Below are 24,577 nucleotides of genomic sequence, written 5' to 3' on the forward strand. Positions count from 1 at the left end.
AATTCTCCTTATAAGATATTTTTGTTGAGATTGAAAAAGCACCATGCTGATTCAATTCAAATCGATAGGTTAATTATATCACAAAATCGAATAATTTGGCTTTGAGAATTTTACTTTTAGCTTGTAAAGGGTTACTTTTAAAAGATTTTTGCTGACAGATTTTTTATTTTTAAAAATGAATTTAAAAAGGGCTGTCAGTAATATATTTTTGAATTCCATAAGCGACACCATCTTCTGTATTGCTTTTCGTAATCACTTTTCCTATTTTTTTTAAGTCATCAGAAGCATTTGCCATGACAATTGGTAGCCCAACAGCTTTTAACATACTTAAATCATTTTCATTATCGCCAAATGCTGCAAGTTCGCTTTGCTCTAACTGTTCTCTTTGGGCAATAAATTGGACTGCTTTAGCTTTTTGAGCTTCAAGATGTGTAATCTCAAGATACGTTTCCCAAGTTTTTTGAATGATTATATCAGGAAAATTTAGCTTTTCTAAATGTTTTTTAATTTCTTCTAACTTACTTTCATTTGGTGTAATCAAAAGAATTTTAAATATTTCTAGTCTTGGTCGCTCAGTTATCAATGTTTCCAAATCTACTAACTTAGGAACCTGTGGAGTAAATTGCATTTCTTGTTTGATGTCTTTATCAATCTTTTCAACATACCAATCGCTTAAACTGTACAGGGATAGATTTATTTCAGGATAATCTTTTTTGATTGTCTTAATCAATTCTTGAGCGCTAGCATGAACCATTGGATTTGCTTTAATAACTTCATTTTTAGCAAAAATAAGCCCGCCATTAAAAGCAACTTGTGAGCTTTTTAAATTCAATTGATTAATTAGACTCTCCATCGCTTGAGGCGCTCTTGCTGAAACCAAAGAAAACGGAAGATTAGAGTTTTCAATCACTTCTTGAGTCTTTTTGGAAATTTTACCTTGGTCATCAAGTAAAGTCCCGTCTAGGTCAGAAAAAATATGTTTAATCTTAGTCATCTTATCCCCCTCTATCCTCTATTTTAACAAAATTTACTGACAGATAAAGTAACTTTTAAAGACGAAATTTATAAAGAGGAAAAAATTATTATATTTTCTTTTTTCTGTTATCAATAATATCAGGATAGAATTTTCGCAATTTTCTCGCTGACAATAGTGCAAAAATAGCAGCTAAAAATTGTAAGATAAGCGTCACCAATCCCAATAAGACCCCCACCGTTAACTCCAAAAGATTATGCGCCTGATTTGCAAAAATAATCAAAACAACACCAATAACACTCAAGATATTAAGACCATATACTAAAATCGAAGCAATACTTTTTATTTTTAATTTATGATTTTGGGTATGAAGCGCAATCCCATAAATTAAAATAATTAAACCAAAACCTAAAGTTAAATATTGGTCTGTAATAATTTTTGTTATTTGTAGCAAAAAAATGATGAATACAGCGATAATTCAGATTCCTAACAAACCATTGTATTTATAAGCTTTTTGAATCACTTCTTTTTCTTTATTTTCGTCAATCTCTTCTTTCATCCTTTTCATCCTTTTCATCCTTTACATCCTTTACATTCCTAGATAATTGTACTAGTCCTTTTAATATTCCAATTGTCTGGAAAGTTCTTTTTGTAATTGGAAAAAGGATTAGAATTAACAGTGCAAAACAGACAGTCAAAACAAGTATGGTCAACTGAGAGGTCATAATAAAACTGATGGCTAATCCCAAAAATATAAATGGAACTACAAAAAGTAAAACTCTTGTAAAATACCACATCTTAATTCCCGTAGAAAGTATTTTTTGTTTCATAGCTAGTGAAATCTCTTCCTTTTGATAATTTATTCGCTTGACATAATGAGTGTATAATTTTTCAAAAAAGAAAATCTCTAATACAATTACTGATAGTGTGACCAATAAAATCAAAAATATTATTAAAATATTATATTTAAAGTTAGTATGGATAAAAAAGTTTCTAGAACCCTTTTCAGCCCAAGAAGAAAGCAAAGTAGGAAAAACAATTATCGCAAACATTATAATACTTATTGATTTTTGAGTAGGTTCCTCGGCTATATAAATTTCTTTTGTATTCTGATTGATATAGTATCGTTTCTTTCTACTTTTATCTACAAATCCTAATGGAGTCATGTTATTAACTATTTTTGACATATTAACGTTTCCTCCTTAATTTATCATATAAAAAGTCAAATCCTGTATTGAGAATAAACCCGAATGCAAACCCAGCTACAACATCCAAACCCGGAACTGGTATAGCCATACCGGCTGCCATTCCAGCCTCCCCTAATACAAAGTGTGCTCCTGTTTTAGTGAGAGCATCAGCCGTATCTTCTCCCTCGGCTTTTTGCATTCCATAATCTATAATGACTCCATATCCGGTGTCATCTTCAGCGTAAAGAGCCCATTTACTAAACTCACTCATACCTTTGCCGAGAACAGCATCTCTTGTTTCTTCTCCTAAATTGAAACCTCCCTCATTGTCTTTTTCTGCTCTTTCCCCTTCTTCTGCTACAAGCTGAGCTTCTTTAGAGTAATAAGCAGATTGTGGAACATAAAGATAATAACCTCCTCTTGAAGCTACACTTGTAGAGCTATATCCAGCTCCTGATGAGTAACCATTCCCACCAGAATAAGGAGTACCTCCGTCCATACCATAGTAATCATAAGTGGTTGTTAGTCGAATAAGTCGGTTCTTTTGATTATTCATCATTATTTTACTCATATTTTTGTAGCATTATCTGATTTCATTCGCTCTTCCCATGCCTTTTTTAAGGCAATATAATCAGCATATCGGCAACCAGCGGTAATTGTTTCACCAGCTTTTGTCTTAATTTCCAAATTGTTTTCATAGCCTACACGCTTAGGACCGAAAGAATAGCTGTAAATGTCAATACTTGCAATATCTTCCCACTTTATTGGACCTATCTGGTCTTTCCTGTTTGGCTGATATGTAATACCTAATGCTGTATAACATATATTTGTAGAGGAACGTAATGTAAAAAAAGCTATAATTATACTAAATCCTCCCATAATTAGTAACCATATCCCTCCTACATGAGGAGCAGCCAAAAATTTCGTACGAATTCCTCCTGACAACCAGTGTTGTAACCAACTCATGGAACTAGGAGAATGATAATATCTAGCTCCAATAAATATAAAAGTTAATCCAAGGACAAACCATAAAAGCGAGAAAGTTATCCTTGCAACGAAAGAACTTTTTATAGAAGTTTCATTTATCATGATATTACCCCCTAAATCTTTCTACAACACTATCAATAAAATCATTGACTAAACCATCTGTAATAGACTCAAGAGCCCAAGCCAAAGCTTTAAAAGCTAGAAGAACAACTCCACCTATCGCTACTGCTATCATCCAAAGACCGATACTCATGGCAATACCGAACGCTTCAACTGAGGCATCTACCCCAATATCTGTTGCCCAGTCATCAATTGCAGGATTTATTAACCATTTATCTATATAAGTTTCAAACAATGAAACGGTAACATCGTGGTTATGTTCATAAGCTTTGAAAAAGTCAATGCCATAGAATAACCTCTCCAGTGTCCCTTTAAGATTAATAATATTTGACAATTTTTTGAAAAATTTATTTGTCATATTAGTTGAGATAAAATGTGATAAACCAGTACCAAATTCATCTTTTAAATATCCATAAATTCTGTCTGGTAGTCCCCTGATAAACGAAGAAATAGAGTTGGCAACTCTTGAAAGTATATTTTGAGTGGAACTACTATTATTTTTCCTTTTAGTGGAATTAGAAGAATGACTATTTCCGCTATCAGTATTTCCACTTGTATTATTGGAATAATTTTCTTCACTACCAGCACTGTAGTCTCCACCATAATTTTCGCTATTAGAAGAATAAGTTCCGTAATAGCCATAAGTCGACGCATAATAAACAACTGGCGGAATATAATTCGGCACATATTCATAACCATTGGCATAATAAGTCGTCGCATAGGGATTGCCCGTGTTATAGTAAACAATCGGTGGCACATATTTGTAGTACACATCAAGTATTTCATCATATTTTGGATAAGTCCCTGACTGCGTGGTGCTTCCTTCGATATAGTAATTGCCAAATTTATAAGGCACATTGACCGAATAAGGTTTGTTATAAAGCCCCGTGATTGATTGTTGTCCTAGATAAATACCGTCCATACCATAGTAATCATAAGTGACGGTACTTTGGATGTGATAATAATCACCAACTATTATTGTGTTCCCATTTCTATGCTGACTTTCTTGTCCATAAGCATAATGTGGAAATTCACTGGCTGGAACATTCCAAGAAACATTTGGAAACCAGATAAATTGATGTTGGGGAACGATAAGCTGATTGTTTTCGTCCGCATCATAATAGTTAAGATAAACAATATCCCGGACTTGGGTCGCCAAATGTGCTTGAAGCGCTGAACCAAAGAGGTCATAGCGAACCCCTTGCGAATATTGATAGGAATTTTCACTACGAACTGGTGCTGGGCTGTAAAAATCATAGTCAAAGTTTGACAGAAAACCGACACCCAGATAACCGCCATAAGGGAGACTAGCTTGACCATTCAAGTCGGTATCAGGGCTTGTCGTATCATAAATAACACCACTTGAATCTGTCGCAAGATTAGTGGTCTTTGGAATGACGGTTAAGAGATTGGCAAGGTTAGTCTTGACTCCTTGAGCCATATCAATATCCGTTGTGATAAAAGAGGCGAGAACAGGGATTTGAAAATTCGTGTTATGGGCGACAATTTGATAATTGAGGTTGACATTATTTGCCCCGTAGTAGAGGGCGACAATCGAGTTTCCGTCGGAGTTGGCAATGTTTTGTTCGCCTGTAAAAGCCAATCCAATCGGACAGTCAGACGTACTTTCTGCGGGGGCTTGCCAGCTTGATTCATCTGTTGAAATGACTTTGTAGATCAAATCTAGATTGGTTCCGGCTAGGGTCCTTCCAACATTAGTAATTCGTCCAGAATCTCCTGCATTCATAGTATAAGTGGTCGCAGGTATGGTCGGGCCATCCGTTTGTCCAAAGTTTTCAGTACTGATTTGACCTGTTACCTGACCTGTGATTGGAATAACCTCTGTATTTGCCGACCAATGAAGACCATCAGGCGTTAAAAAGTTATTTGGCACAAGATTATTAGCCTTGATTGTAATATTGATACCATCTAGCGTGGCTGGTCCTGTAATGTCATTGGCGACTGAACCGGTTGCTTCAATAGTGCTTATTACAGGGTCTTGACCATTGGCTTGGCTGGCAATTGAACCATTTGTGAGAGCAGGACTTATGATTGTTCCGCTCGCCGACAGGCTTGAAGCAATTGTGACGTTTGCTTTTGGTGAATCAAGGGGAACACTTGGGGCTTTTGAAGTTGAGGCTTTTGAACTCAATGAAGTTGAAACCTCTGAAGAATTATAGCTTATTTCTACACTTGAAGCCTGAGCCGAACTGGTTGAAGATGATGAAACTGAACTGGCGCTTAGGGTTGTGCTTGCCTGCGAAGTTAGTGAGTTTGCCTCTTTAGTTCGCGTTTCTGCCTGTGAACTTCCTGTATTTCCTTCGGTTGTCGAATCAGACGCGGCAAGAGAAGAATTTACAGTTGGATTGGTGACAGCTTCTGTTTGGTTTGGTGGGGTAACAGCCGAATTTTCATCAGCCTTTACTGCTAAAGGCAGACTAGTCACTAACAAACTTAAAAGAATTCCAGTGCTAAGTAACCAAAATTTACTTGATGACTTCATCTGAAAGTGCTTTTTCTGATTTTCCAATGCAAAACCTCCTTTTAGTGAATATTTTTTGTTTTCTGATTATTTAATATTATACGCTTAATTAGAAACTTTGGTAAAAATAAAGTAACCGTTTTAACTTAATTAAAAAACAAGACTTTTAGAATACAAAAAAGCCCACCAAAAGTGGTAGGCTGATATTTTAAAACTAAAAAAATCACTGACAGAAGTCAGTGATTAAAAATTCTAATTAGTATTTTTTACGTTTACGTGCTGCTTCTGATTTACGTTTACGTTTTACAGAAGGTTTTTCGTAGTGTTCACGTTTGCGAAGCTCTTGAAGAGTTCCAGCTTTTGTTACTGAACGTTTGAAGCGACGGAGTGCGTCGTCAAGTGATTCATTTTTGCGTACAAGTGTTTTTGACATAGATTTTCACCCCATTTCCAGCTCGAGAGTTCGTGGTCTTTCACACGACTTTCCTATTATATCAAATGGAAAAGACCTTGTCAAACTAGACTAGCTTTGTCGCCTCCTCATTTAAGCGTTCTTGATGAATATTAATTTTTTTATCCAAATAAGCCATCGATTTTTCAAGTTCGGCTAATTCTTTTTCCATTTCCTTTTTACGAGCTTTTAAAACTCCAATTATCATTTCATGCTTATCTGTATTGGCAAAAACTTCTTTAATTTGTGCTAGACTCAATCCAGCACAGCGATAATGGCGAATGGCATTAATTCTTGATTCTGTTGCTTCATCAAAATCACGAATTCCAGCTTTAGTGCGTGGAACTGAGATCAATCCTTCTTTTTCATAGAATCGTAGATTGTAGGCTGAAATTCCTGTTCTCCCTGCAACTGTCGCAATCGTGACCATTTTTTCTCCTTTGAACTTATAAAAATCACTTTTTTATGGCAATTTTACTTTTTTATTTTATTAATTAATAAAAAGTCAATTTTTTCTCTTGACTTAGAGTAACTCTAACTTGCTATAATATAGCATGTTGATTTCAAAGTGTCAACCACCGCATTTTGAATCATAGTTTAAAATAGAAAAGAGTAAAAATTGAATAAAATACAAGAAAAACGTTCCATAAGAGCCTTTATGCTCTCCAATGTGATGGCAGGTTTGGAAGGGTCAATCGTAGCGACCGCTCTACCTGCAATGATGGCGGAATTACATGGAATTAAATTAATGAGTTGGGTTGTAACCATTTATATGCTTCTCATGGCGGTTTCTTCTCCCATTTGGACCAAATTAGCCGAACGCTTTGGATATAAACAAATGTTTGTGCTTGGCACACTCTTATTTACAATAGGTTCTCTCGGCGAAGGATTAGCCATTAATATGCTAATGGTTATTGTCGCACGCGCGCTCATGGGACTTGGTGCTGGTGTGATGATTCAACTTCCTTTTGTCATCTATGGAATGATGTATCAGGCCGATGAGCGAAGACGAGTGATTGGAAATACTGTCGCTGCTTATTCATTTTCAACTATTGCAGGACCAATTGTCGGGGGGCTGATTGTCACTTTACTTGACTGGCGTTGGGTCTTTTTCATCAATATTCCAATTGGGATTTATATGGCTTTTATTGTTTGGAAAAATTTCGACTTGAAAACAGATCATACTAAAAAATCAATTGATTTTGCTGGCTCTGCTTCTTTATCCATCGCTGTCATTGCAATAATGTTGCTTTTTCAAATGATGGGAAATGCAGTCATTAATCTTCCTCTCCTCCTTATCTTATTAGTTGTAAGTTTTCTCTTTTTCATCGGATTTTATTTTGCTGAAAAACGAGCAGTTGACCCAATTGTTCCACTTGAACTTTTCAAAAACCCTTCATTTATCGCTAAAAATATCATGTTTTTCATGCAATATGGCTTCTTTGGTTTTTACACAAATTATCTGCCTACTTGGGGACAAGGAGTCATGGGCGCAACGGCTTTAGTCGGCGGAATGGTTTTGATTCCATCAGCAATCATGCTGGTTATAGGCACTAGAAATGTCAATCATCTCATTCAAAAAGTGGGAGAAAAGAAAACAATCTATATTGGATTTTCCATTATGGTTTTAGGGGCAATTTTCTTATTTAGTTTGCCTGAACATGCCTCAATTATGATGCTCTTTGTGGCAACAGCAATTCTTGGAACTGCCTTTGGAATTGTCAATATCACCTTGCAAGTTGCGGTTCAAGAAAGTGTTGCTAAGCATTTGATTGGTGCAGCCACCGCGGTTAATGCACTACTAAGAACAATGGGAACAACGCTTGTTTTATCTGGGCTATCCATTGCCCTTAATCGTACATTTACTGAGGCAACAGCACATAATCCAAAACTTACAACAACACTTCTTAATCAAATTTCTGATGCAAAAGCTTTAAAAAATATTCCAGTAAATCTTATTGCCCCTTTGCGTCACACCTTATTTAACGGCATGCACTTGCTTGCTCTTATCTCAGGATTACTTCTTTTCATCGCTCTTTTTGTCAATTGGCTCGACCCTTGGAAAAAAGGCTTAGAATAGGAAAAAAACTGCTGACAGGCTCGTCAGTAGTTTTTATTTTGCTGACAAAATTTCTGTCAAAGGATAGCCGTTTGCGCTTTAGCGCATTTACGGATATGCTAGTATTTCCGTCAGTAATTTTTGAGTTCATTAAAGTCTGCAATTGCTTTTTCTAATAAATGATGTAAACTGTCAGCATCATTTTCTAACCATTCTTCCCAAGCCACACTATAAACTGCTCGAGCTAGGCGAACAGCTAATCTTGCACTTCTTTCACCATAAGCCGTCAGTAAATATTCAACTAATAGTTCTTCGATTTTACTTTGTTTTAAAAGTTCACGTTCTTCCAAATCTGGGTGACTGGCAATTATTTTTTGTCTTTTGACTGTTCTTTCTCGATGTTCATCAAAGAAGTCTGCAGCGTAAAAATAACTTTCAAGAACAATAGCCAAAGGATTATTCGCTTTTGATTCTTTCATTTTCGTCAGTAACATTTGGCTGTATTGCTCACCGCCAGCAAAGAAAATATCTGCTTTATTTTTAAATTTACGAAAAAATGTTCGCTCTGTTAAACCAGCTTTGGTGGCAATTTGTAGAACAGTTGTATTCTCATAACCTTGCGCTGTAATCAATTCCAAGGCTGCTTCATATAATTTTTCTTGACTTGTTTTTTTCATCTCTTCCCCTAAATGTCAGTTTGTGACATTTTCCTTGACAAGACTCCTCTAAAGGATTATACTATTCTCAAATGTCAGTTACTGACATTATATAAAATGCCTTTAAAACTGTCAAGAAAAGTTGATAAAGCACATTAAGGAGAAAATAAATGGTTAAAGCACTACAATACAAAACATTTGGTAAACCCGATGTTCTTCAACTCGTGGACCTTCCTCTCGTCCATCCAAAAGCTGACGAAGTTTCTATCAAAGTCAGTCATGTTGGACTCAATCCAATGGATTGGGCTATTATGGGAAATCCTGAAGTGGCTCCAAATTTTGGTGTCAAACTTCCCCAAACTTTTGCCTATGATTTTGCTGGAATAATCGATGAAATTGGTCCAGAAGTGACCGACTTTAAAGTTGGCGACCATGTTTTTGGAACAACAATGAAAGGTGCAGCAACCGAACAACTCATTTTTTCAACGAAAGAACGTGGACTTTTTCATAGACCCGATTTTGTAGAAGATGACGTCGCCTCTACTCTTGCCGTGGCTGGCCATACTGCGGCAGTTGCTCTGCGAAAAGCTCACGTAACAGCAGGGGATACTCTTTTAGTTGGTGGTGCAGCCGGTGGCGTAGGAATTTTTACGGTTCAACTTGCTCAAATTTTAGGCGCTAAAGTAATCGGTACTGCTTCTGACCCTACCGCTGACTTCCTACAAGATTTAGGTGCCGAACAAATAAGTTATGGCCCGGGTCTGGCTGACCGTTTGAAAAATAAAGAAATCACGGCGGCTATCGATTTATTCAGCCATGAAACGCTTAAAGCTGCTCTCGAATTAGGAGTCAAAGCTGATAAGATGTCGACTGTCATCATGTATCCAGAGCCTCCAGCTGGGATTCCAACGGCTACAGGTGGCGAAGCTCTTCCTTCTGATATGGAAATGATTTTAAATGCCATCTCTAATCATCAACTGACGGTTCCAATTGCAGCTAAGTACTCTATCGATGACTATTTGGAAGCAATCAACTTACAGATGAATCGTCACGCACATGGAAAAATCGTTCTTTATTTTTAAATAAATAAAAAAACAGTCAAATCAGACTGTTTTTATTTACTCCAATCAATTGGACTTTGACCAGATTCAACCAGAAATTCATTGGTTTTTGAGAAAGGATGCGAACCAAAAAATCCACGACTTGCTGACAAAGGTGACGGATGCGCCGCTTCTAGTATGAGATGCTTACTTCCATCAATTAGTTTGGCTTTCTTTCTAGCAAAACCACCCCAAAGAATGAAAACTTTTGGTCGCTCATCATCTGAGGCAATCTTGATAATTTCGTCTGTCAACGGTTCCCAAATTTTACCAGCATGGGCATTTGAAGCAAACTCAGGTACGGTCAGAACTGCGTTTAGAAGTAAAACACCTTGTTCGGCCCAAGCCGTCAAATCACTGTCATCTTTAGAAAAACCTTCCTCACGCAATTCTTTTTGGATATTAACAATCGAGTCTGGACGATTCACTTTGAAAGTAGCAGGATAAGAAAAAGCCAAGCCTTGAGCTTTCCCGGGCTGAGGGTAAGGGTCTTGCCCAACAATGATAACCTTTGTTTGTGCCAAAGGAGTCAATTCAATCGCCCGAAAAATTTGATTTTCTGGTGGATATACTTTGCCCTCTTGATAAGTCTGATTGATAAATTCAATCATTTTAGGAAAATAATCTTCTGCTAATCGATTGCGTAAGGGTTGTGACCAATCTGTTTTCTTCATTTTTCTTGTCCTCTCTCCACAAAAATTCGGAGGGTTGTTTTCAATTTTTCTGTTGCTGTCTTTCTGAAATCACTGATATAAATTTCTCGATGATGAAATTCTTTGTGAACAGCTTTTAAATCATGTTCTTTAGCATACTCAAAGAGTTTCTCAAAGCTTTCCCCTTCGTCATCAAAAGAACCTAAATGAATGGTTTGCAGACATAATCCGTCTTGAATAGCTTCAAATTTAACTTTTGATAAATCAAATCCTTTTTTACTCTCAACTAACTTCTTAGCTTTTTCAACTATTTCAGAATCCACAAAATCGGGCATTCTAATCATCAATCGCCAAATAAAGTCATTTTTATCTAGTTTACCAGCTCTAGGTTCATTTTTACTGGTCCATAAACCTTCAAGAGGCGGAACCACAAAAGGTTGGAAATTTTCAATTATAAAGTCTGGGTTTCGATAAGACATTGAAATCATATAGGCTGTCGCATACAAATATTGAATGGCTTCTTGAAAAGCTGGACTTGTTGGTGCTCCTTTGCCATCTATCATTAGATAATTAAGGGCAGGCAGCTCAATTAAAGAAATTCCTTTTGGTAAATAATAATTTTTATCAGATTTTTTATAATCAATTTTCGGGCTAGACATGCTTTTATTATATCAAATTTATAAATAAAAAAACCTGCCTTAATGACAGATTTTTTATTTTCAAATTAGAGATTTGCAACGTTATGATAAACTTTTTGGACGTCATCGTCATCTTCAAGAGCATCAATGAGTCCTTCAAAGATTTCTAAATCTTCAGGTGAAAGTTCAACTTCTGATTGAGGAATCATTTCTAATTCTGTTGTTGAGAACTCAGTAATTCCAGCTTCTTTAAGTGCTGCAATTCCTTTATGAAGGTCTGTTGGTTCTGTATAAACAACAATATTTCCTTCTTCTTCGGTCACATCACGAACATCAACTTCAGCATCAAGCAAAATTTCAAAGATATGGTCAGGGTCAGTTCCTTCAAAAACAATCACCCCTGTATTGTCAAACATATAGCTGACAGCACCGGCTGCTCCGATATTCCCACCATTTTTGTGGAAAGTAGTACGGACATTAGCGATTGTACGGTTAACATTTGAAGTCAAAGTTTCGGCGATAACCATTGAACCATTTGGTCCAAATCCTTCATAACGGCCTTGAACAAAGGTTTCATCTCCGCCACCTTTGGCTTTGTCAATGGCTTTATCAATGACGTGTTTTGGAACTTGCGCTTGTTTGGCACGTTCAATAACGAATTTTAATGATGAATTTGATTCTGGATCTGGTTCACCTTGTTTAGCAGCGGCATAGATTTCAACACCGAATTTTGCATATACTTTAGAAGTTGCACCGTCTTTAGCGGTTTTTTTAGCAACAATATTGGCCCATTTACGTCCCATTGGAATAATCTCCTTGAAATTTTATTTAAATTATTGGCAGAGGATTAATCTGCATGATTTTTTCTATCATATTATATCACAATTTGTAAAGGCTCGTCTATGAGAAATCAAAAAAATCCCGATTTTACGGGATTTTACTTTAATTTCATCAGGGATTATTCTTGTGAGGAAATTTCATTAGAGTTTTCTTCACCTTCTTTTATTTTCATTCTTAATAAGAACACGGCAGCAATAATCCATAAAACAAGCGAAACAAATATAATAACCCAAGCAAAGATTCCTGCAATCAGTGTTAAAATTGCTGCTGCATTGCTCAAATTGAATCTTCTATTTTGGCGAAGTAAAATAATCGCAAGGATAAATGTTGCTATTCCTACAAACCCAATAATAATTTTGATAAACATAGCAGGTCCAGAATTTGCTGCATTAAATCCGGCTTCAAAGCTGTTTGAACCAGTTGAATTGAGTGCTTGCGATAGTGAAGCCATTGAAACGATGGTTGAAAGCACAACCAAGGCAGCACCAATGATGTTAAGAATCCCCGTCACTTTGACAAGATTCTTCATGCTTTTTTCAGTCATAATAAAATTTCCTTTTCTTTTTATCATAACATATTTTTTACGTTATTTACAAATATTTATCGTAAATGTCTATCTGATTGATGAACGAATTGGTTTTCGACCAAAATTTTGTTCTTCAAATTGAACATTTCCTAATTGATAAATTTCATCAGCTTTTTGTGTCAAGTTGTCCCATGGGTTTTGCCCAATTTTACTGATAATTTTTCCCCGATTTTGAGCTAAAATTTCTTGACCAGTTTTTGAAAAGCCTAGCACATGAATTTGTTCTGGTAAATCAAACTGCTTTGGAATATTTAACAAAATATAAGTTAAAAGCCTACGAACACGTGCTTTCGTATAACGTTTGGTATAAACTTGTTCGACCAATTCATCAAAATTTTTAGCAGATTTGACCGCCTTTTTTAAGCGGACAGAAAGTTCTTGATTGACTTGAAAAATATTTTCCAAGTGCTCATCAACTCGAATTTTATATTGCAGAAGTGGAAAATAAGCTGCCCAATTAGTTTTTGGACTTGCATAAGCCGCTAAAATGGCTGACGGAACATGATTTTTTATTGCTGACAAGTCTGTCAGCACCGATTTATTACTGACAGATTGATTAGTTTGCTCTGTCAGTAAATTTTGCCTTTCTGTCAGTGAAAATAACTCCTGACGGAGTGCGGTTGCACTAGCAAATCCTTCTGTCAGCTCTAGTGAATGAAATTTTCCGACGCGTTTAATCGCTTGTAAATTAATTTGTTTACCTGCCGCTGCTTTAGCATAGGCAAGAGCTAAGACGTGATTTGGTGTGTTCCCGTCAAATTCAATTCCCGTAAAATGCTGCCACATTTTTTGAGTTTTTTCAGGGTAGGAAAGCTGGTCAGCTAATGATTGAATGTAACTTTCCATTTCCCCCCCTCTTTTTTCATAAATATCAGCAATTTCATTATAATCAATTGCTGATTCTGAACCAAAAGCCAGGTCAGTAATTCCAAGATTTTTTAAAATAGCCACAGCACCACTTGCAAAAAAATCAGCTGCCTGTACCGAAACAGTGACAGGTAATTCAACCACTAAATCAGCACCACAAGCTAAAGCCATTTGAGCTCTCGTCCATTTATCAAAAATAGCAGGCTCACCTCGCTGCATCCAATTCCCTGACATGGCTACTATTTTTATGCCCTCAATCTGGTTCAAAAGATATTCATGTCCCTTATGAAATGGATTAAATTCGGCAATAATTCCTGTAATCTTATTCATTTTCTACCTCTAAAAAAATCTGTCAGTAACTGACAGAAATATTTTTTCGATTATTTTTTACAGACAAAGAACCAACGCGCACTTTCTTCGCTCGGCGCCTCGTCAGTAAAATCTGCACAGACCATCGCTTCTTTAAAGCCAGCAGTTGCCAAGCGTGCGAGATAATCGTCGATTGGATAAGTCCGTTCTTCATGAACTTCGTCTTTTCTTGTAAATTTCCCATCAGAACCCTGAATGAAAAAACTTAATTCATGGACAATAGAATGTGGAACTTCTCCTCCAAATGAGTCCCATAAAAAAGCAAAATCTTCCGCATTTTCATGGTAAGAGTAATTGGGGAAAACTTCATCTACTTGATAAGTTGAATGCACATCAAAAATAAAAGTTCCACCTTCATTTAGTATTTCAAAAACACCATCAAACGTAGCTTGTAATTCATCCAAATTTTCCAAATAGCAAAGTGAGTCAGAATAGCAAGTTACCGCATCAAATTTTCCAAGTCCAGAAAGTTCGCGCATATCTCCAGCAGTAAAATCAAGTTGATAACCAGCTTGTCGAGCTTTTTTACTGGCCAAAGTTAACATTTCTTCAGAAATATCAAGTCCAGTCACTTTGTAGCCTTCTTGGGCCAAACGAACTGATAAAGCACCAGAGCCACAAGCTAATTCAAAAACTGATTTTGTTTCTTTTGGTAAATGTCTTTTTGTAAAATCAAGCCATTGCTCATAAAGTTCTTGGTCCATGACCTGATCATAGACTCTCGAAAAATCTTCGTAAAATACCATTTCAGCCCTTTCTAGAATTACTGACAGCTCTTTTAATAGGGCTGTCAGTAAATTTTAAAATAAATAAGAGCTCTGTCAGTAAGACCGACAAAGCTATTAATTATTCAGCCATAAATCCAGAAATATCTACCATTGGTGCATCAGACCAAAGTTTTTCTAAATTAAAGTGTCCACGTTCATCATGTCCAAAGACACTGACTACGATATCACCAAGGTCAATCAAAATCCAACCTGTTTTTGCATCGCCTTCAATATGACCTGCTGCTTTTGCTCCAGCAAGTTCAGCCGCTTCAGCAATATTATCAGCAATTGCATCTAACTGACGGCTATTCATTGCTTCCATGATCACAAAATAATCTGCAACAAATGTCACTTCAGACATATCTAAGGCCACAATATCAAGTGCTTTTTTATCATCGGCTGCTTTTACAACCACTTCAAGTAATTTTTTTGAATCCAATTCTTTCCTCCGAGACTTTTTGCCTCTTTTTATTCATTAAAAATCTTTTTAAGATTTATTATTCATTTTCTCTAGATCCTTTACAATCAAATGTAAAAACTAGACCCACTTATTTTAACATAAAAAGTTACAGCAACCAAAAGTTGCCTGTTATATTCATTATTTTTAGAGAAATTTTAAAAAACGCTTCTGTGAATGATTACTGGTATAACCTTGATGTTCATAAAATTGATGCGCCTCATGCCTTTGCACTCCGGAGTTCAGTCTAATAACTTTAATCTCTCTCGCTTTAGCCTTTTCTTCTAAGGCATTAAGTAATTGAGCACCAATTCCCTGTCCTTGATTTTTTTCATCCACAACTAAACCTAAAACATTTAGCATCACTTGTTCAGCATAAACCGGAGCATAAATTTCCGCTTCGATGAAAGCTGTCACTCTTTCTCCCAATTCAAAAACAAGAAATTCATGGTCAGCATCTTTTAAAATACGTGCAAGATTTTTCTTGACAGCCACTTCAGAAATTGGATAACCAAGTACTCCAGAAAGGCGAGCAATGTCAAGATAATCTTTCATTTCAGCTTTTCTAATCATTCATTTTCCTCTGTTCATAATAAACAGTTTATCTCTAACGATATTTCAAGACAAATAACCAATAAAAGCATTATAGGCTTCAAAAGTTTGAGGATAAATGGTCAAACGACGTTCTGCCAAATACTCAACCAAACGCATGGTTTCAAAAGCAACTGCTTGATTTAAATCTTGATTAGCAACGGCACGAGCTTCAATGACCCCAGGAAATGTTCGACCTTCCTCAATGTAATCTGCTACATACAACACCTTAGCCAAACCAGACATTTCTTTATCTCCGACCGTATGAATCTCAATCGCCCTTAAAATTTCTTCATCTTCAAGTCCGAAATCTTCACGCATTTTATAAATTCCGACTTTTCCATGCCAAATATTATTATCCCAATTTTTCAAATCAGCATCTAAGCCATATTTATCAATCAAGGCTAGAAAAGTTTCATCATCCACTTCTTTACAATAGTCATGTAAAAGTCCAGCTAAACTTGCTTTATGCGGGTCAACTTCATATTTTTGCGCTAACGCAATCGCTGCTTTTTCCACACCGAGCATATGTTCAAAACGTGATTTTTTGACCATGCTAGCAATTTTCGCTAACAAATCTTCTCTTGATAAATTCACTTCTGGATAAAAGTCAAACATATAAGCCTTCTTTCAAAATGTAATCTAAAACCTTCGGCGCCAAAAGAAAATGTGGTTTAATTCCACGGTGCAATTGTTCCCGAATCAAATTTCCAGAAATATCCATCATTGGAACATCCACCCACATAATCGGATAAGAAGTTCCTGCCCGATAACGAGGCCTACGAATCCCAACGAATTGAACTAATTCTAATAACTCATCAATATGTGCCCAATGAGCTAAACCAGAAATCATGTCACCACCGATAATAAAATAAAAATCACAATCTGGATTTTCTTCATGAAGCTCAAGTACCGTTTGATAAATATCAGCGCCATCTTTAGCTTTCAGGCGACAAGCGTCTACTTCTAAACCAGGACAATCTTCAATAGCTGCGGTCAGCATAGCTGCAACATGCCCGTCAGTATTATGTTCTGGTAAAAAGACAACTTTTTCCAAATTAAGTTCTTGGCGCACTTGGTCAGCAATTGTCAAATGGCCAACATGAACAGGATTAAAATTACCCCAAAAAAGTCCGATTGCCCGTCGTTTCTCGTCTTCTTTAGCTTTTAATTCTACCTTTGTAAAAGGAGTCAATAAATCTATTGCCATTTGTTCACCCATTATATCTTAGTCTTTGATTATTTTTTAGAACACTTTATTTCACAATATTTTTAACTTCAACCGAAATTTTGCGATTTTCTTTGCGGTCAGAAACTTTAAACACAATGAGATTTCGACCGATGATTTGAACCACATCAAGTCCCATTTCTTCAATTGCTTCTGCCACATCTGTTGCCACTTCATCTGAGTTTTGTAAAATATTAACTTTGATTAGTTCACGTGCATCAGCAGCATTACGAATGCTTGTCAAAATTTCATTAGACAAACCACTTTTGCCAATTTGAATAATTGGTTTAATATTAACTGCCAAGCTACGCAAGTAGCGTTTTTGTTTTCCGTTCATTTCCATGATTTAATTTTTCCTATTTCTATTTTTAAAATTTCCGAGCAACCTTTAGTTATTGGGTAATTTCCAACTCAATTCAGGCGCAATCAATCCTTTAATCAGATATCCTTTTTCACCCTCAACCACTGATTGCACCAAGGCACTTTTTCGTAATTCAGGTAACTGATAGGCTTTTTCGTATGGTAACTCTAACTCAAAAGCATCAAAAAGTTCATGTAATTTTTCCAAAATTGCTGTTTTCAGCCATTGCACGCCACTTTCAGATTTAATTGAGAGTTGTAAACTTGGCGATAAAGTTGGCAAGAAATCACTTGGTGCTATATCCATTTTATTATAAACATTCAGCACAGGAATATTGGTAAGCTTCAAATCTTCCATGATTTTTAATACTGTTTGTTCATGAATTTCATGGTGAGGGTTGCTAGCATCCACAACATGAATCAGTAAATCAACATTAGCTGATTCTTCTAGTGTTGATTTGAATGCTTTAATCAGCTCTGTTGGCAGGTTTTGGATAAAACCGACAGTATCGGTCAGTGACACCGTAAAATCTTCAACCAATTTAACTGCTTTTGTTGTGGCATCCAAAGTCGCAAAAAGTTCATTTTGCTCATATTGTTCTTTATCAAGCCCAACTAAAGCATTCATAATGCTGGATTTTCCGGCATTGGTGTAACCAATTAAACCAATCCGAAAAATTCCTGATTTTGAGCGTTTTTGACGAATATTTTCCCTTGTTTTTTCAACTTTTTTGAGGGCTTTATCAATGTTTTCAATTCGAGTGCGAATATAACGTCGATCTGTTTCAAGCTTGGTTTCACCCGGCCCTTTAGAACCAATTCCCCCACCTTGACGGCTGAGCATAATCCCTTGTCCCACCAAACGAGGCAAAAGATAATTGAGCTGGGCTTCTTCAACTTGAAGCATTCCTTCATGCGAGCGCGCACGCATAGCAAAAATATCCAAAATCAATTGCATTCTATCGATGACTTTGACACCCAAAGCTTCTTCTAAATTGACATTTTGCCTTGGTGATAAGCGGTCATTGAAAATAACCGTATCAATTTCACCCACTTCAATCGCCCAACGCATTTGTTCTAATTTTCCAGAACCAATCATTGTCCGACTATCTGGACGTTCTCTTTTTTGAGTGAATTGGTCAATAACCAAGCCGCCAGCTGTTTTTGTCAGTTCAGCAAGTTCAATCATTGATGACTCAAAAGCCTGAAAATTTTCAGCTGTTTCCACTCCTGCAAGGAGAACTCTTTCTTGTTTTTCTTCTAAATCTATCAAATTTTTAGTAAAATTTTCCTTTTTTATTTTTGTCAGCTGAGTTTAGTCTAAAATTGTTATGGAACCAAACTCTGCTCATTTATTTATTCAGTTGTCACAATTCTTTTGATTTGAGAATTTACTGACAGATTTTTCAGCTCGTCAGCAAAGAATGTCGGGAAAGCTTTGTAATTTTTATACTCAGCAATTGGAATCCATTTCAAAAATTCTTTGCTCCCATCAGTCCCAAAACTCTCCGATTTTACTGACAGATTTTCTGTCAGTGGTTTCATCAGAAAATAAAAACTCAATTCATACAATTGACCTTATTTAAAAAATCACTTTCCTGACCTGTAAAAAAATTTTCATGGATAAAAGCTAATCTTTCGATTTCAAGTTGTAAACCAGTTTCCTCATAAAGCTCACGCAGACAAGCCTCCTCGGCCGTTTCACCCAGTTGCACGGCACCACCAACCGAATAATAATAATCATTGTGGTCATTGCCAACCATCAAAACAGTATCATCTTTAATAATAATTCCAGCTGCCCGATATCGAAACCACTGATTATTACGCGTAAAACCAATATCCTGACTAGTCTCTTCCATTTTAATTCTCCAAGATTTTACTGACAGAAATTCTGTCAGTAATTTTACAAGACAAACTGTGAATATTCTTTACCCAATCAAAGCCTTACGAACAACTACATCCACACCTTCTGGCACCCAAGCTGCCACAACTGCTTTTTGTGGCACACGAACCCAGCCGAGACCAGAAAAGACAATATCCGATTTGTCAGTAATTTTAAACTCACGACGAACCAATTTAGCACCAACTAAAGCAGGAGCCAAGAGTTCTCCTTTATGCTTTTCATAAAATTCAGTTGCACCTTCAAGTTTCGTCCGATGAACGTTGATTTCATTGTCAAAATAAGCCGTCATTCCTTGACGTTCGCCACTTATAAAATCAAAACGTGCCAAACCACCAAAGAACAATGTTTGTTCAGGATTGAGCTGATAAGTTTTCGGCTTAATTTCTTTACGCGGTGACACGTATTTCAAATCTTCTGGTTCCAAATAATGAGCCATTTGCCCACGGTGAATAATCCCCGGTGTGTCAATCAATGCCGAATCTTCATCAAGCGGAATTTCAATCTTATCAAGAGTTGTCCCAGGGAAACGTGAAGTTGTAATCACATCCTCAGAACCTGAAGCTGATTTAATAATTGCATTAATCAAAGTTGATTTACCAACATTCGTTACCCCAACCACATAGACATCACGCCCACGGCGGTAGTATTCAATAGCTTCCATCAATTCAGCCACATCATCTTTATTTTGAGCCGAGGTCACTAAAATATCTTTAGGTTTAAGCGAACGTGAAGCCGCTTGTTCTCTCAACCAAGCAGTTAATTTCCCGACTTTTAGTGATTTTGGTAAAACATCACGTTTATTGGCAACCATGAGTAAATCATTTCCACCAGTCAATTTATGAAGGTTAGGAATCAAAGAGCCATTAAAGTCAAAAATATCAACCACATTGACAATCAAAGCATCATGTTGACCAATTTCTTTAAGTAAACGCAAAAAATCTGCATCCGTCAAACTTGTCGGTGCAATCTCATTATAATGACGCAAGCGGAAACAACGCTGACAGTATAAATCCTCAGTTTTGATAGAAGCTTCGCTTCCCTCATCTCCAGCCTGAACAGCTTCCATTTGGTCGCGTTCAGCTATTTTTTTCTTCAAAGCACCCGCAGGCAAAAAGCCAAGTGCATTTTTATCCTCAGTTTGAATTTTTGCACCACAACCAATACAGTACAAATCTTCCATTGTATTTTCATTTTCAATCATATTGCTTATTATACCACATTTCAACAGCATTTTTAGCCTTTTTTCCTATAATAAAAGACCTATTTTTATCATCTTTTTACTGACAAATTTTTCTGTCAGTAAATTTCAAAATAAAAAAGAGAACGACAACTTGTCAATTCCCTTTTTTTACTGACAGAATTATTGTCAGTAATTTTTATTGTACAGAATAGTTAGGTGCTTCTTTAGTAATTTGTACATCATGCGGATGTGATTCTTTCAAACCAGCACCAGACATTTCGATAAATTGTGCTGAATCATGCAAAGCAGTAATATCAGCCGCACCAGTATATCCCATTCCTGCTTTCAAACCGCCAAGCATTTGGAAAACGATATCTGTCGCTGTTCCTTTATAAGCCACACGTCCTTCAATTCCCTCTGGAACAAGTTTGTTAGCTTCATTAACAGCCCCTTGGAAATAACGGTCTTTAGAACCTTTTTTCATTGCTGCCAAGCTACCCATTCCACGGTAAGTTTTAAACTTACGACCTTGGAAGATTTCAAATTCTCCAGGAGATTCGTCAGTACCTGCAAGCATTGAACCAAGCATAACAGCGTCTCCTCCAGCAGCAAGCGCCTTAACAATATCACCAGAATATTTAATCCCACCATCAGCGATGATTGTTTTACCAAATTCACGCGCCACATTTGCCGCATCATAAATGGCTGTAATTTGCGGAACACCTACACCAGCAACAACACGAGTCGTACAGATAGAACCAGGACCAATCCCAACTTTAACCACATCAACACCAGCTTCAAACAAAGCACGAGCACCCTCACCAGTAGCAATATTACCAGCAATCAAAGTACGGTCTGGGAAATGATTACGGATTTCACGGATTTTACGTAAAACACCAGCTGAATGTCCATGAGCCGTATCAATAACAATCGCATCAGCCCCTGCAGCGAACAAAGCTTCCGCACGCTCAAAAGTATCAGAAGATACACCAACTGCTCCAGCAACAAGCAAACGACCTTGCTCATCTTTAGCAGCATTTGGGAATTCAATCACCCGTTCAATATCTTTAATTGTAATCAAACCAGCCAATTTACCAGCTTCATCAACCAAAGGTAATTTTTCAATTTTATGCTCTTGCAAAATACGAGCAGCTGTATCTAAAGTTGTTCCAACCGGAGCAGTAATCAGATTTTCAGAAGTCATCATATTTTTGATTTGTTGATTATAATCCGTAATAAAACGCAAATCACGGTTAGTAATAATCCCCACCAATTTACGATTTTCAAGCGTATCAACGATTGGTACACCAGAAATTCGGTAAGTTGCCATCAAGTTTTCAGCTTCTTCAATTTTATGATTTGGAGTCAAGAAAAACGGATCTGTAATAACACCAGATTCTGAACGTTTCACTTTATGAATTTCTTCAGCTTGTTCCTCAACAGACATATTTTTATGAACTACACCAAGTCCACCTTGACGCGCCATTGAAATAGCCATTTTTGAGTCAGTTACAGTATCCATGGCAGCAGAGATAATTGGAATATTCAAAGTCAAATTTTTAGCCAACTTTGTCTTCATACTCACCTCATTTGGTAAAACATGAGACTCTGCTGGAATCAGCAATACATCATCAAAAGTAAATCCCTTTTTCAAAAACTTAGTTTCCCAGTTTGACATCGAAAATATTCCTCCATTATCGTGCTATATATAAGCAATATAGCTATATTTCTATGGCATTCGCCAATTTTTTATTTTTACTATTCTACCACTATTCCCAAAGCATTTCAACAGTAGAAAACAGATTAAATAAAAAATATGCATAATTTAAACTCATAATTACCTTATTATTTCATAAACTTGCCTTAAATATGGTAACATATATTATGAAAGGCAAAAAAAACAACTTAAAATTACATTTTAAATCAAAGAAAAACAAAGCCGTTAAATTGTTAATTTTTTTTTACTTAAATGCAACATCCTATTCTTCTTATCATTGTAAAATATGATAAGAACTCTTATTTATCCTACACCATCAAAAGAAAGCAATAATTTTAGAAATGAAACTGAAAAAATCTTATATTATTTCCTTAATGCTCTTTTCTGGGCTACTATTTGCGAAACCAGTATTAGCTGAAGATGCTATTAGTTCAGATAATACACCAATGGGACATTACATCGAGCAAGAACAAAGTCAAGAAGCTTCAAAAGAGAATACCAGTGATTCTTCTACCACTACTCCCAGTATCAGAGCACGATCTTTTGCAGCAGTTCCAGCTGCCAATGTTCCTTCTGATCTCAAGTCTGATGATAACACCCTGCCAAGAAAAGATGCTGTGGATATTGCCAGCTACCAATCATGGATGACACAAGCAGACTTTAATTCTCTTAAGGCATCGGGTGTCCAATCAATTGTTGTTAAACTAACTGAAGGAACCAACTATACAAATCCATATGCTGCTAATCAAATTAAAATGGCTCAAAATGCCGGCTTAAACGTTGCAGTCTATCACTATGCACGATTAACAGGAGCCAATTCACAAAGTACTGCAAATTCATTAGCTATACAGGAAGCCGCATACTTTGCAAAGGTAGCTAAATCTTTTGGATTAGCTAGCAACACTGTAATGATTATGGACTGTGAGCAACCTTATAGAGATGGTTCTGGAAATATCATCGGCCCGAACCCAGTAACAGTTGATTGGGCAACAGCTGGGGTACAGTTTGCTAACAGCCTAAAAGGAAATGGTTATAGCAACACAAAGTTTTATACCTCTGCTTCATGGATTGGAACAAATACAGCAACTTGTCAAATGAATTATAATACCCTAGGAGGTCCCAAAAACCTATGGGCTGCCCAATATCTTTACGGAAAACCATCTTCTAGTAATCTACAAAATACACAATATGGCGCTTGGCAATATACAAGTCAGATGTATTATCAAGGAACCTCTAACTTAAAAGCCAATGCTGTTGATACTTCAATTGATTATAGTAATTTTTTTGCATCATCTGGTACAACTCCCCCCGATAATTCTATCATTCCTCCCGGAGATAATTTAGTAGCTAATGGTATCTATAACATATCATCTGCAAACAGAGCGATAGATATTAGTGGAGGTGGTGTAGTAAATAATTCTACAATTCAAACTTATAGTAAAAATGGATCTGCAGCTCAAATTTGGCAAGTAACACGTTTGAGTAACGGCTACTATACTTTCATGAATCCTCAATCAGGAAAATATTTAGAGATTAAAGCCGCTGCAACAGCTAATGGGACTCGAGTTAATCTTTATCAAGGCAATGGAACCGATGCCCAACAATGGGTTATCGCGCCAAATAGTTCTGGAGGATATTCTATTCTATCTAAACTTGCAGGAAAAGCCATTGATATTCCAGCAAATTCTTATAATAATGGTTCACAATTACAAATATATGCTTCAAATAATACTCTTGCTCAAAGTTGGTCTTTCACTAATACAAGTACTCCAACGCCTGTCACCGATGGAATTTATCGTATTAAAAATCTTACTCATCCTCTTTTTGTTGATCTTGCTGGAAATAATAGCGCAAATAAGACACAAATTCAAATTTATTCCGAAAATAATACACCAGCTCAACTTTGGAAGTTCACAAAACTTTCAAATGGGAATTACGAAATTTCAAATCCAAATTCTGGAAAATGTATAGAAGGTGCAGGTGCTAATCTGAGCAACGGCACTAAAGTACAGCTTTATCAAAGAAATGGAACCATGGCACAGCAATGGATAATTACTTCATTCTCTTCTGGAATAAGAATTAAAAATGCCAATTCTGGAAAAAGTTTGGATATCAAAAATGGGAACTATTCTCCAAATGCGCCATTACAGTTATACGACTCAAACTATACAGAAGCTCAACAATGGCAACTTATAAAATAAAAAAACTCGTGTGGAATAATCTCCACCGAGTTTTTTTTATTGATTAAATAAGATTCAATTTTTATCTAAATCTTTAAATTCTTTCTCAACTGCTTTTAAAGCTACTCCAAAGACCTGATCCATATCATAGTATTGATAATTGCCTAAGCGACCACCAAAAATAACATTTGGATATTTTTTAGTCTCTTCTTTATATTTTCTAAAA

Annotated in this window: 26 protein-coding genes and 2 pseudogenes; 3 read left to right on the forward strand and 25 right to left on the reverse strand. The window is 36.3% G+C overall.

What is annotated here, in order from left to right; all coding sequences use genetic code 11:
- Positions 1 to 181: 181 nt before the first annotated feature.
- From IAE52_RS03590 to IAE52_RS03625, 8 genes are all read right to left on the reverse strand, one after another.
- Complete coding sequence (locus IAE52_RS03590; RefSeq protein WP_033899321.1) at positions 182 to 994, reverse strand: Cof-type HAD-IIB family hydrolase; 813 nt, start codon at positions 992 to 994, stop codon at positions 182 to 184.
- A gap of 88 nt (positions 995 to 1,082) precedes the next feature.
- Entirely contained in the window at positions 1,083 to 1,427 is a 345-nt protein-coding gene (locus tag IAE52_RS03595) for a hypothetical protein (protein ID WP_230584879.1), read from the reverse strand.
- An 88-nt stretch (positions 1,428 to 1,515) separates the two neighbouring features.
- Positions 1,516 to 2,160 carry a hypothetical protein gene (locus IAE52_RS03600; protein ID WP_033899319.1) on the reverse strand — a complete coding sequence of 215 codons (645 nt, stop codon included), beginning with the start codon at positions 2,158 to 2,160 and terminating at the stop codon, positions 1,516 to 1,518.
- Between the two features lies 1 nt (position 2,161).
- The gene (locus IAE52_RS03605; protein ID WP_162551421.1) at positions 2,162 to 2,731 is read right to left on the reverse strand and encodes a hypothetical protein; all 570 of its coding nucleotides are present in this window, start codon (positions 2,729 to 2,731) and stop codon (positions 2,162 to 2,164) included.
- A complete protein-coding gene (locus tag IAE52_RS03610; protein WP_033899314.1) occupies positions 2,728 to 3,249 on the reverse strand; it encodes a hypothetical protein in 522 nt (173 codons plus the stop codon). The genes IAE52_RS03605 and IAE52_RS03610 overlap by 4 nt, the downstream gene beginning before the upstream one ends.
- A gap of 4 nt (positions 3,250 to 3,253) precedes the next feature.
- Positions 3,254 to 5,797, reverse strand: coding sequence for a cell wall anchor protein (locus IAE52_RS03615; protein ID WP_109990593.1), 2,544 nt, complete (start codon positions 5,795 to 5,797; stop codon positions 3,254 to 3,256).
- A gap of 208 nt (positions 5,798 to 6,005) precedes the next feature.
- Complete coding sequence (gene rpsU / locus IAE52_RS03620; RefSeq protein ID WP_003129844.1) at positions 6,006 to 6,182, reverse strand: 30S ribosomal protein S21; 177 nt, start codon at positions 6,180 to 6,182, stop codon at positions 6,006 to 6,008.
- An 85-nt stretch (positions 6,183 to 6,267) separates the two neighbouring features.
- Complete coding sequence (locus tag IAE52_RS03625) at positions 6,268 to 6,630, reverse strand: MerR family transcriptional regulator (protein WP_010905229.1); 363 nt, start codon at positions 6,628 to 6,630, stop codon at positions 6,268 to 6,270.
- A gap of 228 nt (positions 6,631 to 6,858) precedes the next feature.
- Here IAE52_RS03625 and IAE52_RS03630 point away from each other — a divergent pair, with 228 nt between their 5' ends.
- A complete protein-coding gene (locus tag IAE52_RS03630; RefSeq protein ID WP_058206201.1) occupies positions 6,859 to 8,280 on the forward strand; it encodes an MDR family MFS transporter in 1,422 nt (473 codons plus the stop codon).
- A gap of 110 nt (positions 8,281 to 8,390) precedes the next feature.
- Here the strand turns inward: IAE52_RS03630 and IAE52_RS03635 are convergent, their stop codons facing one another.
- Entirely contained in the window at positions 8,391 to 8,936 is a 546-nt protein-coding gene (locus IAE52_RS03635) for a TetR/AcrR family transcriptional regulator (protein ID WP_010905227.1), read from the reverse strand.
- Positions 8,937 to 9,085: 149 nt separating this feature from the next.
- Here IAE52_RS03635 and IAE52_RS03640 point away from each other — a divergent pair, with 149 nt between their 5' ends.
- On the forward strand, positions 9,086 to 9,997 hold the full coding sequence (locus tag IAE52_RS03640; RefSeq protein WP_109990592.1) for an NADP-dependent oxidoreductase: 912 nt from the start codon (positions 9,086 to 9,088) through the stop codon (positions 9,995 to 9,997).
- 32 nt (positions 9,998 to 10,029) lie between these two features.
- Here the strand turns inward: IAE52_RS03640 and IAE52_RS03645 are convergent, their stop codons facing one another.
- The 15 genes and pseudogenes from IAE52_RS03645 to guaB all read right to left on the reverse strand — a co-directional run bounded on the left by IAE52_RS03645 (position 10,030) and on the right by guaB (position 22,132).
- Positions 10,030 to 10,689: a uracil-DNA glycosylase gene (locus IAE52_RS03645; protein ID WP_003129839.1), complete on the reverse strand. Its 660-nt coding sequence runs from the start codon at positions 10,687 to 10,689 to the stop codon at positions 10,030 to 10,032.
- The gene (locus tag IAE52_RS03650) at positions 10,686 to 11,327 is read right to left on the reverse strand and encodes a GyrI-like domain-containing protein (protein WP_010905224.1); all 642 of its coding nucleotides are present in this window, start codon (positions 11,325 to 11,327) and stop codon (positions 10,686 to 10,688) included. The genes IAE52_RS03645 and IAE52_RS03650 overlap by 4 nt, the downstream gene beginning before the upstream one ends.
- 65 nt (positions 11,328 to 11,392) lie before the next feature.
- Positions 11,393 to 12,109, reverse strand: a complete 717-nt coding sequence (locus IAE52_RS03655) for a YebC/PmpR family DNA-binding transcriptional regulator (protein ID WP_010905223.1) — start codon at positions 12,107 to 12,109, stop codon at positions 11,393 to 11,395.
- Between the two features lie 155 nt (positions 12,110 to 12,264).
- On the reverse strand, positions 12,265 to 12,690 hold the full coding sequence (locus IAE52_RS03660; protein ID WP_014570363.1) for a hypothetical protein: 426 nt from the start codon (positions 12,688 to 12,690) through the stop codon (positions 12,265 to 12,267).
- Between the two features lie 69 nt (positions 12,691 to 12,759).
- On the reverse strand, positions 12,760 to 13,929 hold the full coding sequence (locus tag IAE52_RS03665) for a nucleotidyltransferase (protein WP_058206198.1): 1,170 nt from the start codon (positions 13,927 to 13,929) through the stop codon (positions 12,760 to 12,762).
- 50 nt (positions 13,930 to 13,979) lie between these two features.
- Positions 13,980 to 14,714, reverse strand: coding sequence for a class I SAM-dependent methyltransferase (locus IAE52_RS03670; protein ID WP_021210976.1), 735 nt, complete (start codon positions 14,712 to 14,714; stop codon positions 13,980 to 13,982).
- A 100-nt stretch (positions 14,715 to 14,814) separates the two neighbouring features.
- A complete protein-coding gene (gene rsfS / locus IAE52_RS03675; protein ID WP_109990591.1) occupies positions 14,815 to 15,174 on the reverse strand; it encodes a ribosome silencing factor in 360 nt (119 codons plus the stop codon).
- Between the two features lie 165 nt (positions 15,175 to 15,339).
- The gene (locus IAE52_RS03680) at positions 15,340 to 15,765 is read right to left on the reverse strand and encodes a GNAT family N-acetyltransferase (RefSeq protein ID WP_023163692.1); all 426 of its coding nucleotides are present in this window, start codon (positions 15,763 to 15,765) and stop codon (positions 15,340 to 15,342) included.
- Between the two features lie 45 nt (positions 15,766 to 15,810).
- A complete protein-coding gene (gene yqeK / locus IAE52_RS03685; RefSeq protein WP_017864046.1) occupies positions 15,811 to 16,401 on the reverse strand; it encodes a bis(5'-nucleosyl)-tetraphosphatase (symmetrical) YqeK in 591 nt (196 codons plus the stop codon).
- The gene (locus IAE52_RS03690; RefSeq protein WP_012897052.1) at positions 16,394 to 16,993 is read right to left on the reverse strand and encodes a nicotinate-nucleotide adenylyltransferase; all 600 of its coding nucleotides are present in this window, start codon (positions 16,991 to 16,993) and stop codon (positions 16,394 to 16,396) included. The genes yqeK and IAE52_RS03690 overlap by 8 nt, the downstream gene beginning before the upstream one ends.
- Positions 16,994 to 17,039: 46 nt before the next feature.
- Entirely contained in the window at positions 17,040 to 17,354 is a 315-nt protein-coding gene (yhbY, locus tag IAE52_RS03695) for a ribosome assembly RNA-binding protein YhbY (RefSeq protein WP_200136664.1), read from the reverse strand.
- 45 nt (positions 17,355 to 17,399) lie between these two features.
- On the reverse strand, positions 17,400 to 18,644 hold the full coding sequence (gene hflX / locus IAE52_RS03700; protein WP_010905219.1) for a GTPase HflX: 1,245 nt from the start codon (positions 18,642 to 18,644) through the stop codon (positions 17,400 to 17,402).
- An 83-nt stretch (positions 18,645 to 18,727) separates the two neighbouring features.
- A pseudogene (locus tag IAE52_RS11685) lies at positions 18,728 to 19,230 on the reverse strand (NUDIX hydrolase).
- A gap of 69 nt (positions 19,231 to 19,299) precedes the next feature.
- A complete protein-coding gene (yqeH, locus tag IAE52_RS03710) occupies positions 19,300 to 20,475 on the reverse strand; it encodes a ribosome biogenesis GTPase YqeH (protein WP_014571938.1) in 1,176 nt (391 codons plus the stop codon).
- 175 nt (positions 20,476 to 20,650) lie between these two features.
- A complete protein-coding gene (guaB, locus tag IAE52_RS03715) occupies positions 20,651 to 22,132 on the reverse strand; it encodes an IMP dehydrogenase (protein WP_003129822.1) in 1,482 nt (493 codons plus the stop codon).
- Between the two features lie 380 nt (positions 22,133 to 22,512).
- On the opposite strand from guaB, the gene IAE52_RS03720 reads away from it, so the two are divergent.
- Positions 22,513 to 24,372 (forward strand): RICIN domain-containing protein, encoded by a 1,860-nt coding sequence (locus IAE52_RS03720; protein WP_080735905.1) that lies wholly within the window; start codon positions 22,513 to 22,515, stop codon positions 24,370 to 24,372.
- A 54-nt stretch (positions 24,373 to 24,426) separates the two neighbouring features.
- Here the strand turns inward: IAE52_RS03720 and IAE52_RS03725 are convergent.
- Positions 24,427 to 24,577, reverse strand: a pseudogene (locus IAE52_RS03725) (UDP-galactopyranose mutase); the annotation flags it as partial.

The sequence above is a fragment of the Lactococcus sp. S47 genome, from assembly GCF_016517475.1.
Classification (GTDB): Bacteria; Bacillota; Bacilli; order Lactobacillales; family Streptococcaceae; genus Lactococcus; species Lactococcus lactis.